General features: G+C 73.1%; 12 protein-coding genes and 1 pseudogene. 12 read left to right on the forward strand and 1 reads right to left on the reverse strand.

Going from position 1 to position 13,799, the window contains the following annotated elements; all coding sequences use genetic code 11:
- The first annotated feature begins 24 nt into the window (after positions 1-24).
- Together ACZ6SA_RS47645 and ACZ6SA_RS47650 are read left to right on the forward strand one after the other, a co-directional pair.
- A complete protein-coding gene (locus ACZ6SA_RS47645; protein WP_347648189.1) occupies positions 25-2,340 on the forward strand; it encodes a xanthine dehydrogenase family protein molybdopterin-binding subunit in 2,316 nt (771 codons plus the stop codon).
- A 69-nt stretch (positions 2,341-2,409) separates the two neighbouring features.
- A complete protein-coding gene (locus ACZ6SA_RS47650) occupies positions 2,410-3,900 on the forward strand; it encodes an SDR family oxidoreductase (RefSeq protein ID WP_347648190.1) in 1,491 nt (496 codons plus the stop codon).
- Here ACZ6SA_RS47650 and ACZ6SA_RS47655 read toward each other — a convergent pair.
- Positions 3,878-4,246, reverse strand: coding sequence for a DoxX family protein (locus ACZ6SA_RS47655; RefSeq protein WP_465835967.1), 369 nt, complete (start codon positions 4,244-4,246; stop codon positions 3,878-3,880). The genes ACZ6SA_RS47650 and ACZ6SA_RS47655 overlap by 23 nt on opposite strands.
- A 74-nt stretch (positions 4,247-4,320) precedes the next feature.
- On the opposite strand from ACZ6SA_RS47655, the gene ACZ6SA_RS47660 reads away from it, so the two are divergent.
- The 10 genes and pseudogenes from ACZ6SA_RS47660 to ACZ6SA_RS47705 form a co-directional block, all read left to right on the forward strand.
- Entirely contained in the window at positions 4,321-5,211 is an 891-nt protein-coding gene (locus tag ACZ6SA_RS47660) for a LysR family transcriptional regulator (protein WP_465835969.1), read from the forward strand.
- Between the two features lie 146 nt (positions 5,212-5,357).
- Positions 5,358-5,909, forward strand: coding sequence for a dihydrofolate reductase family protein (locus ACZ6SA_RS47665; protein WP_465835971.1), 552 nt, complete (start codon positions 5,358-5,360; stop codon positions 5,907-5,909).
- A gap of 264 nt (positions 5,910-6,173) precedes the next feature.
- Positions 6,174-6,713: a DUF1062 domain-containing protein gene (locus ACZ6SA_RS47670; protein WP_465835973.1), complete on the forward strand. Its 540-nt coding sequence runs from the start codon at positions 6,174-6,176 to the stop codon at positions 6,711-6,713.
- Positions 6,714-6,961: 248 nt separating this feature from the next.
- Positions 6,962-7,240: pseudogene (locus tag ACZ6SA_RS47675) on the forward strand (phosphotransferase); the annotation flags it as partial.
- 143 nt (positions 7,241-7,383) lie between these two features.
- Positions 7,384-7,584 (forward strand): hypothetical protein, encoded by a 201-nt coding sequence (locus ACZ6SA_RS47680; protein ID WP_465835984.1) that lies wholly within the window; start codon positions 7,384-7,386, stop codon positions 7,582-7,584.
- Between the two features lie 45 nt (positions 7,585-7,629).
- A complete protein-coding gene (locus tag ACZ6SA_RS47685) occupies positions 7,630-10,362 on the forward strand; it encodes a helix-turn-helix transcriptional regulator (RefSeq protein WP_465835975.1) in 2,733 nt (910 codons plus the stop codon).
- Positions 10,363-10,365: 3 nt separating this feature from the next.
- The gene (locus tag ACZ6SA_RS47690; protein ID WP_347648198.1) at positions 10,366-11,244 is read left to right on the forward strand and encodes an alpha/beta fold hydrolase; all 879 of its coding nucleotides are present in this window, start codon (positions 10,366-10,368) and stop codon (positions 11,242-11,244) included.
- A 107-nt stretch (positions 11,245-11,351) separates the two neighbouring features.
- Positions 11,352-11,837, forward strand: a complete 486-nt coding sequence (locus ACZ6SA_RS47695) for a MarR family winged helix-turn-helix transcriptional regulator (protein ID WP_347648199.1) — start codon at positions 11,352-11,354, stop codon at positions 11,835-11,837.
- A 77-nt stretch (positions 11,838-11,914) separates the two neighbouring features.
- Positions 11,915-13,363, forward strand: coding sequence for an MFS transporter (locus ACZ6SA_RS47700; protein WP_465835978.1), 1,449 nt, complete (start codon positions 11,915-11,917; stop codon positions 13,361-13,363).
- Positions 13,364-13,401: 38 nt separating this feature from the next.
- Positions 13,402-13,799 (forward strand): pyridoxamine 5'-phosphate oxidase family protein (locus ACZ6SA_RS47705; protein ID WP_465835980.1); only part of this gene is annotated, 398 nt, incomplete at its 3' end.

The following is a 13,799-nucleotide window of genomic DNA, read 5'->3' on the forward strand; positions in this document are numbered from 1 at the left end:
GTCCAAACATTGCGGTACATCGGGATGCCGCTTGCGCGGCGCGAGGACCCCGACCTGCTCTCCGGGCGGGCCCGCAGGGTCGCCGACCTCGAACTGCCCGGCACCCTGGAGCTCGCCTTCACCCGCAGCCCGGTGCCGCACGCGCTCATCCGCGGCGTCGACGTCGCCGCCGCGCTCAAGGAGCAAGGGGTGGCCGGCGCGTGGTCCGCCGCCGAGCTGCCCTACCTCGCCGCCCGTGCCGTGCCCGGCGCGCGGGACGCGCCGCCGTGGCCGCTGCTCGCCACCGGGCGCGTCCGCTACCCGGGCGAGGCGCTGGCCGTGACCGCCGCGGACAACCGCGCCCGCGCCGAGGACGCCGCGGAGGCCGTCCGGCTGGACCTCGAACCGCTGCCCGCCGTCTGCGACCCGACAGCCGCCCAGGAGGCACCCCCGCTGTTCGGGGATGACGCGACGGCCGCCGATGAAGCACCCCCGCCGCCCGGCGTTCGCGGCAACGTGGTCGCCGAGCGCACCTTCGGCGAGCCGGCCGGCGACGTGTTCGCCACCGCCCCCGTGGTCGTCGAGGCCGCCTACCGCGAGCAGCTCCTGCTGCCCACGTCCCTGGAGGCGAGGGCCGTCCTGGCCGACCCCGGCGACGGCGGCGGCCTGACCGTGTGGGCCTCCCACCAGGCTCAGCACCGCCTGCGCGACGCCCTCGCCGAAGCGCTCGGCCTGGACAGGGAGCGGATCCGGGTCATCGTCCCGGCCACCGGCGGCGCGTTCGGCGCCAAGAGCCAGACCTACCCCGAGTACGTGGTCGCCGCCCTGCTCGCGATCCACCTCGGCAGGCCCGTGCGCTGGTGCGAGGACCGCGCCGAGGCCCTGCTGGCCGGCCCGCGCGGCCGCGGCCAGAACCAGCGCGTACGGCTGGCGGCCGACGACGACGGCACCTTCCTCGCGTACGAGCTGCTGGTCGACGCCGGCGTCGGCGGCTACCCGCACACCGGAGCCTTCGTCCCCATGATGACCGGGGCGATGAGCACCGGCGCCTACCGCACGCCGCACGTGCACACCCGGATCCGGTGCGTGCTCACCACCTCCGCCCCGACCGCGTCGTACCGGGGCGCCGGCCGCCCCGAGGCCGCGTACGCGCTCGAACGCACCGTGGACCGGCTCGCCCGCCGGCTCGGCATGGACCCCGCCGAGCTGCGCCGCCGCAACTTCGTCCACCCCGGCCAGTTCCCCTATCTGACGCCGACGGGGCGCACCTACGACTCGGGCGACTACGCCGCCACGCTGGACCAGGCGCTGGCCGCCGCCGGCTACGACGACATCCGCGCCGAGCAGGCCAGGCGCCGCCGGGAGGGCGGGCCTCCGGTCGGCGTGGGCATCGCCACGTACGTCGAGCGCTCGGGAGGGCCTCCGGACAGCGACGAGTTCGGCAGCGTGGAAGCCTGCTCGGACGGCACGTTCATCGCCCGCGTCGGGTCCACGTCCACCGGGCAGGGCCATCTGACCGCGTTCGCCCAGGTCGTGGCCTCGGTTCTGGACGTGGACATCGGCCTGGTCCGGGTCGTCGAAGGCGACACCGGCGAGATCCCGTACGGGTTCGCCACCTTCGGCAGCCGTTCCATGCAGGTGGGCGGGGCGGCGCTGTGGCGGGCCGCCGAGTCGCTGGTCGCCGCCGCGCGCCGCCGCTGCGCCGGCCTGCTCGGCCTGCAGGAGGACGACGTCTCGTACGCGGAGGGCCGGCTGCTGGCCGGTGCCTCGGAGCCGCCATGCCCGGGAGCGGGCGACGCCCCGGGCGCCGGGCTCGACACGGGCCCGATCACCGGGCTGAGCCTCGGCGAGCTGGTCGCCCGCACCGGCCCGCTGCGCGCCGACGAGATCTTCGCCCCGCCGCAGGCCTTCCCGTACGGCGCGCACGTGGCCGTGGTGGAGATCGATCCGGATCTCGGCACGGTCCACGTGCGGCGGCTGGTCGCCGCGGACGACTACGGGGTGGTCGTCAACCCCATGATCGTCGACGGCCAGGGTCTGGGCTCGATCGCCCAGGGCCTCGGGCAGGTCCTCTACGAGCAGGCGGTCATCGGCGCCGACGGCATGCCGTACGCGCGCACCCTGCTGGACTACCTCCTGCCCACAGCCGCCGACATGCCGCCGGTCACGCTGCTGGAGACCGTCACGCCCAATCCCAACACGCCGCTGGGCGCCAAGGGCGCGGGCGAGGCCGGCTGCATCGGCATCCCGCCCGCCGTGGTCAACGCCGTGTGCGACGCGCTCGACGTCGACCACATCGACATGCCGCTGACACCCGCCGCGGTCTGGGCAGCGGCTGCCCGGCACGGCTCGCGCGCGTGACCCTTGCCCGGACGCATGAGGACGACGCGGGCGGGGAAACGGAGGGACAACCGGAGGAGGGAGCGCCGGATGGCCAACTGCCTGGTCACAGGGGCGACCGGCTACATCGGGGGACGGCTGGTCCCCGAGCTGCTGGCCGCCGGTCACGACGTCCGGTGCATGGTCCGCTCGGCGACCAGGCTGCGCGACCTGCCGTGGGCCGGCCGGACCGAGGTCGCCGAGGCGGACGCCACCGACCCCGAGCAGACGTACGAGGCCCTGCGCGGCATCGAGGTCGCCTACTACCTGATCCACGCGATGGGCACGTCCGGCCGGTTCGCCGATCAGGACCGCCTGGCCGCGCGCACGTTCGCGGCGGCGGCCGAGCGGGCGGGCGTGCGGCGCGTCGTCTACCTCGGCGGGCTGGCCGCCGACAGGCGGCTCTCCCCGCACATGAGCTCCCGCGCGGAGGTGGGCGAGATCTTCCTGCGGTCGGGCGTGCCCGCGGTGGTGCTGCGTGCCGCCGTGATCATCGGCTCGGGCTCGGCGTCGTTCGAGATGCTGCGCCACCTCACCGAACGGTTGCCCGTCATGACGACACCGCGCTGGGTGCGCACGCCCACGCAGCCCATCGCCATCCGCGACGTGCTGCACTACCTCGTGGCCTGGGCCGCCGTGCCCGGCGAGGTGAACAGGAGCTTCGACATCGGCGGCCCCGACGTGCTCACCTACGCCGACATGATGCACGGGTACGCCTCCGTGGCCGGGCTGCCGTCCCGGGTGATCGTGCCGGTGCCGGTGCTCACCCCCAAGCTGTCCAGCCACTGGGTCGGCCTGGTCACGCCGGTGCCCGCGGGCATCGCGCGCCCGCTGGTCGAGTCCGTACGCACCGAGGCCGTCTGCCACGAGCACGACATCGCCCGTCACGTACCCGACCCTGAGGGCGGGCTGACCGGGTTCCGGCAGGCCGTCTCCCTGGCGCTGCAGAAGATCAAGGAGGCCGACGTGGCCACCCGCTGGTCGTCGGCGTCCACGCCCGGCGCGCCGAGCGACCCCCTGCCCACAGACCCCGGCTGGACCGGCGGGAGCCTCTACATCGACCGCCGCGACAGGCAGGTGGACGCCGGTCCCGAGGCGCTGTGGCGGGTCATCGAGGCCGTCGGCGGCGAGAACGGCTGGTACTCCCTGCCCGTCGCGTGGCAGTTGCGGGGCCTGCTCGACCGGCTCTTCGGCGGGGTGGGGCTGCGGCGCGGGCGGCGCGACCCCGCCCGGCTGCGGGTGGGCGACGCGGTCGACTTCTGGCGGGTTGAGGAGGTGCTGCCCGGCCGGCTGCTGCGCCTGCGCGCCGAGATGCGCCTGCCCGGCCTGGCCTGGCTGGAAATGGGCGTCCGCGAGGAGGGCGGCCGCACCTACTACACCCAGCGGGCGATCTTCCATCCGCGCGGGCTGCTCGGCCACCTCTACTGGTGGGGCATCTCGCCGTTCCACGGGCTGATCTTCGGGCGGATCCCGGTGAACATCGCCGCCGCGGCGGCCCGTCCACCCCGCCGCGCGCCCGTCAGCGTGCGAGGGCGAGGCTGAGCGAGCCGGTGGCCAGCGCCAGGAAGACGCCGGGGAACACCATGGCGGCGTACACGCGGGCGCGTACGTGCACGATGACGGCACCCACGAAGAACAGCACGAGCCCGGCGGCGGCGGCGACGCCGACGAACGGGACGCCCAGCAGCCCGAGCAGCAGCCCCGCGGCTCCGGCGGCCTTGAGCGCGCCGAGCAGCGGCAGCCAGGACCGCGAGATGTTCACGCGCGCCGAATTGGCGAGGACGAATCCGGCCTTCATGAAGTCCGCTGTCGCCGCCCACGCGTTGGCGGCGACGGTGAGGACGGTGACGATGGCGTAGGCGGTGAACACGTGTATCTCCGGCGGCATGGTCAGCAGGTCGGTGTCCAGCCTTGCCCGGCTCCGTGCCGGACGTCCAATACATGCATCTATAACCTGATGGTATGGATGTGGACACGCGGCTCCTGCGCTCCTTCATCGCGGTGGCCGAGGAAGGGACCCTCACCCGCGCCGCGGAACGGCTCTTCGTGTCGCAACCCGCGCTGACCAAGCAGATCAAGCAGCTCGAAGCGCAGCTCGGCGTGCGGTTGTTCACACGCTCGAAGGCCGGCATGGCCCTCACAGGCCCGGGCAGGACCCTGGCGGAACGGGCGCCGGAGTTGGTGTCCGCCTGGGACCGGGCGCTGCGGGACACCCGGAGCGCGTCCGCCCGGGCGGCCCGCGTGCTGCGGGTCGGTTTCCTGGCCAGCGCCGCCAACGAGGCCACCCAGGACATCATCGCCGGCTTCGCCCGCCGCCGGCCGGGATGGCGCGTCGAGATGCGGCAGGCGGCCTGGTCCAACCCGACGGCCGGGCTGGCGCAGGGCGACGTCGACACCGCCCTGCTGCGGCTGCCGTTCCCCGGCCAGCACAGCCTGCACGTGGAGGTGCTGTTCACCGAGCCGCGCTGGGTGGCTCTGCCGTCAGGCCACCGGCTGGCGGCCCGCGAGCAAATCCCCTTCCGCGACCTGTGGGACGAGCCGTTCGTCGCGGCTCCGGAGGCGACCGGACCGTGGCGGGACTACTGGCTGGCCGCCGGCGAACGCGAGGGCCGTCCGGTCAGCGTCGGCGCCGTCACCGACCAGCCGGACGAGTGGCTCAACGCGATCGCCAGCGGTTACGGCATCGCCCTGGCCCCCGCGTCCTCCGCCCGCTTCTACGCCCGGCCCGGGGTCACCTACCGTCCCGTCACCGGCGTCAGCCCCACGCGGGTCGCCGTCGCCTGGTCCCCCGCCGACGACGCCAATCCCGTGATCCAGGACTTCGTAGGCTGCTGCCTGGCCATCAGGCCATGATCCGGGCCGGCCGGCGCGTGTCCGGCGGGACCTGCCGGAAGGCGACCTGAAGCGGATCGTAAGGTGCTTCCTCCAGGATGGGAGTCACAGATGAGCGGCTCCCGTCACGATCGGCGGAACGCGTACTGGCATCAGGAGGACCCGGAATGCGCAAGATCATCAACTCGACCTACATCAGCCTCGACGGCGTCATCGAGGACCCGGCGTGGACGATGCCGTACTTCGACGACGAGGCCTCCGCGTTCGCCGGCGAGCAGACGGACGCGGCCGACGCGCTGCTGATGGGCCGCCGCACGTACGAGGGTTTCGCCGCCGCCTGGCCCAACCAGGACGAGAGCGACCCGAGCACCGGCGCGGCCTACTTCAACAACGTCAAGAAGTACGTCGCCTCCACCACCCTCACCGACCCGGAGTGGAAGAACAGCGAGGTGCTGCAGGGCGACCTCATCGAGGAGGTCACCCGGCTCAAGGCCCAGGAGGGCAGGAACATCCTGATGTACGGCTACGGCACGGTCACCCACGCCCTGGTCAAGGCGGGCCTGGTCGACGAGGTGCGGTTCTGGATCACCCCGGTGCTCGTGGGAGGCCCGTCGATCTCGGGGCCGCTGAGCGACGTCGCGACCACGCTGACCCTGGCCGACACCAAGGTGATGAAGAGCGGCGTGATCATCGCGACCTACACGGCGGCCGACCGGTAGGGGGGACCGCCGGGAAAACCGGTTGAGTGTTCCTCCGGCGTTCCCATAGGTTGCCCGCGACCCCGTCGCAGTGAGGACAGAGGACAAAACCGCGTGACCCCGCCTGCTCTCCAGACCTGACACCTTCTTCAGCTCACCTTCAGGCCGGCCCTGCCGCCGGCTCTGCCGGGCTGCCCATGTGCGCCCGGTTCTCCAGCGTTCGAGGCCGCGCGTAATCGGCCTCGTGTCAGGTCTAGAGAGATCATGTCTTCACAACCTCATACTGTGCTGCCCTGGGTCGTCCGCCGGACCAGGCTGCCTCTGCTGTCGCTTCGGTGCGTGGCCTGCCGGTCCGAGTCGGCCACCACCGGCGAGGGCAGGTTCCGCGTCAACGCCAACGCCAAGCTGCTGGACGTGTGGCTGCTGGTCCGCTGCGTGTCCTGCGACCGGACGAGCAAGCTCACCGTGCACGAGCGGGCGCCGGTCAGGTCGTTCGACCCGGCCGAGCTCGACGGCTACCACGCCAACGATCCGGAGCTGGTGGCCGCCAGGCTGCTGGATCCGGCGTTCACCCGGCGCAACCGCGTCACCCTGGACTGGAAGGGGGCCTGGCGGCTGGACACCTCGTCGGCCTGGCTCGACGAAGGGTGGCCCGTACAGGTGGAGGTCGTCTTCGTGGATCCGGTGCCGGTGCGCCCGGAGCGGCTCATCGCCCAAGGGCTCGGCCTCAGCAGGAACGAGGTGCTGCGCCGGGTCAAGTGCGACATTCCGCTACGCCGGACGACGAGCGCCGGGTTCACCTTCACCGTGATGGCCGAGTACTGACGGTGACGTAGCCCTTCACCGCCAGCCGGACCCGCTCAAGGAGCATGGCCGGCTGGCGTCCCGGGCTCTCGTGGGCGCCTTCCACGGGAGCCCGGCGGCCGCGCGCGCACTTCCGGTTAGTGTTGCCCCTCATGACCCACACCGAGATCGAGATCACCGCCGAGTTCGTGCAGGATCTGCTGCGCGACCAGCATCCCGACCTGGCCGGTCGCCCCGTGCGGTTCGGCGCGCGGGGCTGGGACTACCAGATGTGGCGGCTCGGTGACGACCTCGCCGTCCGGTTGCCCTGGGCGACGCGGAACGCGGACGAGCTGCTGCGTGGCGAGTACACCTGGCTGCCCGCCCTCACCCCGCGCCTTCCCCTGCCGGTTCCCGTCCCCCAGCGCTTCGGCGAGCCCTCCGCGCGGTTTCCGCACCCCTGGATGGTCACCACCTGGGTGCCGGTCGAGCCGGCGGACCACGCCCCCGTCACGCGAGCCGCGAAGGCGGCCGACGCCCTGGCCGCCTTCCTGACTGCCCTGCACCAACCCGCCCCCGACCAGGCACCCGTCAGCCGTTTCAACCGCGGAGGGGCGCTGGCCGCCAGCTCGGAGGGTTTCGCCAAGCAGCTCGCAGGGGCCACCGAGCTGGGGCCTTCGGCCAGGGACAGCAGGGCGGCTGGGGCTTCGGCATGGCGGTACGCACCTACCGCGGCGACTACGCGCCCATTGGCCAGTTCGGCTGGGACGGCGGCAGCGGCACCTCGGCCTACGCCGACCCGGCCAACCAGGTCACCGGTCTCCTGCTCACCCAGCTCGGATACACCGTCCCCGACCCGGCGCACCTGATGAACGACTTCTGGACGACGCTCTATCAGGCCCTGGAGGACTGACCCGCGCGGACGGCGCGGAGTGGGGGCCGCCTACAGTGGGTGTTCGTGCTCTACGGCAGATCCGCGGAAATCAGCGCGCTCGACGAGGTGATCGCGCGGGCTCGTGACGGGTCCGGGGGCGCGGTGGTGGTGCGGGGCGAGGCAGGCGCGGGCAAGACCGCCCTGCTCGACGCGGCGGCCGCGCGCGGTGGTGCGATGCGGGTGTTGCGGGCCACCGGCGTCGAGTCCGAGTCCGACCTCGCGTTCGCGGCGCTGCACCAGGTGTTGTGGCCGGCGGCCGGTTCGCTCGGCGCGCTGCCCGAGCCGCAGCGCGACGCCCTGCGCGCGGCCCTGGGGCTCGCCGCGGGCAGTGCCGGCGACCGGTTCCTGGTGGGAGCCGGCGTGCTCTCGCTGCTGGCCGAGGCGGCCGCGCCGGACGGGCTGATCTGCGTGGTCGACGACTTCCAGTGGGTCGACCGGGCCTCGGCCGACGCGCTGCTGTTCGCCGCCAGGCGGCTGGGGACCGAACGGATCGCGATGGTGTTCGCCGTACGAGGGGAGGCTCCGGTCAAGGGTGTGCCGCTGACGGTGGAGGTGCGCGGCCTGCCCGAGTCCGCCGCGGCCGAACTGCTGGAGTCCCGCCACGGCGTTCTGCCCGAACGGGTGAAACGGGAGCTCGTCGCGCTGACCGGCGCGAACCCGCTCGCCCTGGGCGAGATCGCCGCCCGCCTGTCGCCCGCGCAGCTCACCGGCCGCGAGCCGTTGCCCGACCCCCTGCCCGTGGGTAGCCGGCTCTTCGGCGATCGGGTGAGTGTGTTGTCCGCTGCTGCCCGGCTGGTCGCCTTGGTCGCCGCCGTGGAGGCCGACCTCGGCCTGGTCCTGCGCGCCGGCGAGTGGCTGTTCGCCGGGCACCCGGCAGAGCCCGGCGCGCACGTGGCCCGATCGTTCCCCTCCGGGCCGGGGACGCAGGCCGGGGCCGGGCGGGTCGCGCTGGCGGAGCTGGAGAGGACCGGACTGGTCGAGGTGTCGGGCACGAGCGTGCGGTTCGCTCATCCGCTCATCCGGTCCGCGGTGCACGAGGCGGCCGCCCCCGACGACGTCCGCCGCGTGCACGCCGTCCTCGCGGAGCTGACCGCGGATGACCGCCGCGCCTGGCACCTGGCCGGAGCCGCCCTGGGGCGGGACGAGCAGGTCGCCGCCGCGCTGGTGGCCGCGGCTGAGCGGGCGCGTGACCGGGGCGGGTACGGCGCCGCCGCCACCGCCCTGGCCAGGGCCGCCGAATTGACCCCCGAGCCGCGTGCCCGTGCCGTCCGCCTGAAGGACGCCGCCGTCGCGGCCTGGCTCGGCGGCCGCCCCGGGCAGGCGGAGTCGCTGCTGGCCGAGGCGCGCGAAGGGGCCGGCGGGGACAGCACGCTCGCCATGGAGATCGCCCAGCTCCGCGGCCGGTTCGAGCTGAACTCGGGCAACGCCGCCGAGGCCGTACGGATCCTGGCGGCGGGCGACAGCCTCGACATGCTGGCCGACGCCGTGGAGGCGGCCTCGTACGTCGGCGACGCGGCGGCCATGGCCGAGCTCGGCCGGCGGGCGGCGGCGCACCCCGAGGGGTTCTTGCGGAACACGGTGGCCGGGATCGGCCTGACGCTGGACGGCGACCCGGGCGGGCCGGTGCTGCTGCGGTGGGCACTGGCCCGGACCGGCGAACTGGAGGACGCGGCGGGATACCTGTGGGCGGCGGCCGCGGCCAGCGCTCTGGGCGAGCCGGACCTGGCCGGCGAGCTGGCCGAGCGGGCCGGGCGGGTGGCGAGGGTGTCGGGGATGCGCGGGCAGTTGCCGGTCGTGCTGGAGTTCGTGGCGACGGCCGAACGCTTCGCGGGGCGGCCGGCGCGCAGCCAGGCCGTCTCCGAGGAGGGCCTGGAGCTGGCCCGTGAGGCCGGGTACGAGAACACGGTGGCCGCGCACCTGGCCAACCTGGCGGTGCTGGCGGCGCTGCGGGGCGAGGAGGAACTCTGTGAGCGGCAGGCCCGCGAGGCGCTGGCCATCGCCATCCCCCACCGGGTGGGGCTGCGCGCCGGCGTCGCGTCGTACGCGCTGGCGCTGCTCGACCTGTGCCTGGGCCGCTACGCCGCGGCGCACGACCGTTTCACCGCCATCGCCGCGGCGGGACCGGGCGCCGGACATCCGATCGTGGTGGGGCGGACCGCGCCGGACCGCGTCGAGGCCGCCATGGGCGCGGGCGACGAGGAGGGCGCGCGGGTGGCGATGGCCGCGTACGAGCAGTGGTCGGCGAACGCCGCCACGGCCGAGTCGCACGCCCTGCGGGCCCGCTGCCGGGGCCTGGTCGAGTCCTCCGAGGACGCCTTCGGCGAGGCGCTGCGGCTGCACACCAACCCGTTCGAGGCGGCCAGGACGGCCCTGCTGCTGGGTGAGCGCCTGCGCCGGACGCAGCGGCCGGGCGAGGCGCGGGCCCATCTGCGGACAGCGTGGGAGACGTTCGAACGGGCGGGCGCCCGCCCGTGGGCGCGGCGCGCGCAGGAGGAGTTGCGGGCGGCGGGCGAGAGCGGGCAGGCCCCGCCCGCGGCCGTGCTCGACGCGCTGACCCCGCAGGAGCTGCGGATCGCGGGCCTGGTCGCCGATGGCTTGTCGAGCAAGCAGATCGCCGCCCGGCTCTTCCTCAGCCCGCGCACGGTCGAGTATCACCTGTACAAGATCTATCCGAAGCTGGGCATCGGCTCCCGTACGGATCTGGCGCGGCTAGTAGTTCTACAGAAGGCGCCTGTAGCCGGCGACGGCATGCTGTGAGGCATGCAGAACGTGAACATCTGGAGTGAAGAGTTCGGCGCCGGGACGGACGCGCCGATCCTGTTGATCATGGGTTCGATGTCGCAGGGCATCCTGTGGCCGGACGAGTTCGTCGGCCGGCTGACCGCGGGTGGCCGCCGGGTGATCCGGTACGACCACCGCGACACCGGCATGTCGGGCACGGTCGACTTCGAGGCGGAGCCGTACACGTGGGACGCCATCAAGAACGACGTCTACCGCGTGATGGACGCCCACGGCCTGGAGAGCGCGCACCTGGTCTGCCACTCGGCGGGCGGCCTGCTCGGCCAGTTCGTCGCCGTGGAGCGGCCGGAGCGGGTGCGCTCGCTGACCGTCATCGGCTCCTCCCCGCTCGGCGGCGGCGAGGGCCAGGTGATCATGCGGGCCCTGATGGGACAGCCGCAGCCCGAGGGCAGCCTGCCGGAGCCGACGGCGGAGTTCGTGGCGTTCTACCGTACGTCGATGGCCGCCCCGCCGCCGGCGGACCGGCGCGCGCGGATCGACGGCATGATCGCCGAGCAGCGCCTGCTGCACGGCACCGGGCTGCCGTTCGACGAGGACGCGGCGCGGCGGCTGCAGGAGCGGATCTACGACCGGGCCCGCGACCTGTCGGCGGTGGCCAACCACCGGCTGGCCGCCATGGCCAAGCCCGACTTCGAGCCGGTGGGCGTGCTCCATCGGGTGAAGGCCCCCACGCTGGTCATCGAGGGCAGCCACGAGCCGGCCAAGCCGGGCCACAGCGCGATCATCGCCGAGCAGATCCCTGGGGCGCGGCTGATGATCGTTGCGGGCATGGGGCACACCCTGCCGCCCGAGGTGCACGAGGAGCTGGCCGCCGCCATCCTCGCCCACACCGCCGGGTGATGGGGCCCGCGCGGGCGCCGTGGCCGAGCGGCGCGGTTCGCTCGCCGAGCCGCCAGGTGGAAAGGAAGCGGATAATCCGGAATGGACCTAGTTGCTAGGCTGGACGAATGACCGCGATGGCGCCCGCCCGCACAGAACCGGACCTGTCCTACCTGCTGGACCATGCCGGCCACGTCCTGAGAACCCAGATGGCCGCCGCCCTGGCCGAGATCGGACTGACCGCGCGCATGCACTGCGTGCTCGTCCACGCCCTGGAGGAAGAGCGCACGCAGATCCAGCTCGCCGAGATCGGCGACATGGACAAGACCACCATGGTGGTCACGGTCGATGCCCTGGAGAAGGCCGGCCTGGCCGAGCGCCGCCCGTCCAGTGCCGACCGGCGAGCGCGGATCATCGCGGTCACCGAGAAGGGCGAGGAGGTGGCCAGAAGGAGCCAGGAGATCGTCGACGGCGTGCACAAGGCCGTCCTGGGCGCGCTGCCGGACGATGAGCGCGAAGTCCTCTTGAGGGCGATGAACCGCCTGGTCACCGGACACCTGGCCACCCCCGCGGAGGCTCCGCAGGCCGTGCGGCGGGCTCGACAGAAGGCGTAAGTCGATCCATAGCAGATAGTCTGCAACGAAACTATCTGCTATGTTCTCTCCTGTCCTCAAGGAGCAGGAGAAACGTCATGTCACCCACCACACCCCGATCGCCCTGGCTCGCACTCGGCGTGCTGTCCGCCGCGATGCTGATGACGATCCTCGATGGCAGCATCGTGACCGTGGCGATGCCCGCCATCCAGCGAGACCTCGGCTTCACCCCCGCCGGCCTCAGCTGGACCGTCAACGCCTACCTGATCGCCTTCGGCGGTCTCCTGCTGCTGGCCGGCCGGCTGGGCGACCTGATCGGCCGGAAGATGATGTTCCTCGCCGGCAACGCGGTCTTCACCGCGGCATCGGTCCTGGCCGCGGCGGCCACCGGACCTGGCACGCTCATCGCCGCCCGGTTCCTGCAGGGCGTCGGCAGCGCGATGGCCTCCGCCGTCGTGCTGGGCATCCTGGTGACCCTGTTCACCGAGGCCAGGGAGCGTGCCAAGGCGATCGGCGTCTTCAGCTTCACCGGCGCCGCCGGCGCCTCGATCGGCCAGGTTCTGGGCGGGGTCCTGACCGACCTGCTCAGCTGGCACTGGATCTTCCTCATCAACGTGCCCATCGGGCTGGCCACGGTCGCCCTGGCGATCCGGGCGCTGCCCGGCGACCGCGGCGCCGGGCTCGCGGGCGGCGCCGACGTCCTCGGCGCCGCGCTGGTCACCAGCGGGCTGATGCTGGGCATCTACACCGTGGTCAAGGTCGAGGAGTACGGCTGGCTCGCCACCCACACCCTCGCCCTCGGCGCGGTCTCGCTCGCCCTGCTGGCCGCCTTCGTCCTGCGTCAGGCGAGCGCCAAGGCGCCGCTGATGCCGCTGCGGATCTTCCGCTCGCGCAACGTGTCCGGCGCCAACCTGGTCCAGATCCTCACACTGTCGGCCATGTTCGCCTTCCAGATCCTCGTCGCCCTCTACATGCAGAAGGTCCTCGGCTACGGCGCGCTAGAGACCGGGCTGGCGATGCTCCCGGCGGCGCTGGCCATCGGCGGGGTCTCCCTGTTCGTCTCGGCCCGGCTCAACACCCGCTTCGGCGAGCGCGCGGTCCTGCTGGCCGGCCTGGCGTTGCTGCTCGGCGCGATGGGCTGGCTGGCCCGCGTCCCCGTGCGGGCCGACTACGTCACCGACCTGCTCCCGGTGATGCTGCTCATCGCCGGCGGCGGCCTGGTGCTGCCCGCGCTCACCGCGCTCGGCATGTCCGGCGCCAAGGCCGACGACGCGGGCCTGGCCTCGGGACTGTTCAACACCACCCAGCAGATCGGCATGGCCCTGGGCGTCGCCGTACTGTCCACGCTGGCCGCCACCTGCACCGAGCAGTTGCTGGACGCCGGCCAGAGCCAGGCGGCCGCGCTGACCGGCGGCTACCGCGTGGCCTTCGCCATCGCCGCGGCCCTGCTCGTGGCCGCCTTCACCGTCGCCCTCCTCGTCCTGCGCCAGCCCGAGCACGACACCGCCACTCCCCAGCAGGCGGCCCAGCCCACCCCCGTAGCCTGACCAACCGTCCCCACCAGCACGGACAGGATTCGATTCACATGAGCGACAACGATACGAACTCCGGCCCCGCCGAACCCCGCACCCTCACCGACGCGGAACTCAGCAGCCTGCTCGCCGCCCAGCAGTTCGGCGTCCTTGCCACCGTCAAGCGCAGCGGCCACCCCCACCTTTCCACCGTCCTGTACAACTGGAACCCCGCCGAGCGGATCATTCGGGTTTCCACCACGGACGGCCGGCTCAAGGCCCGCCACGTCCGCACCAATCCCAACCTGTCCCTGCACGTGAACGGGCCGAACATCTGGTCGTTCGCCGTCGCCGAGGGCGACGCGGAGGTGTCCGAGGGAGGTTGTCACTTCAGGTGTGTAAAGATCGTTTCTGATGGCTTGAGGCCGGTCTTTACCGGATGCGGCCTGGATAGGCGATGTCGAGTTCGATG

The sequence above is a fragment of the Nonomuraea sp. NPDC049378 genome (assembly GCF_055586745.1).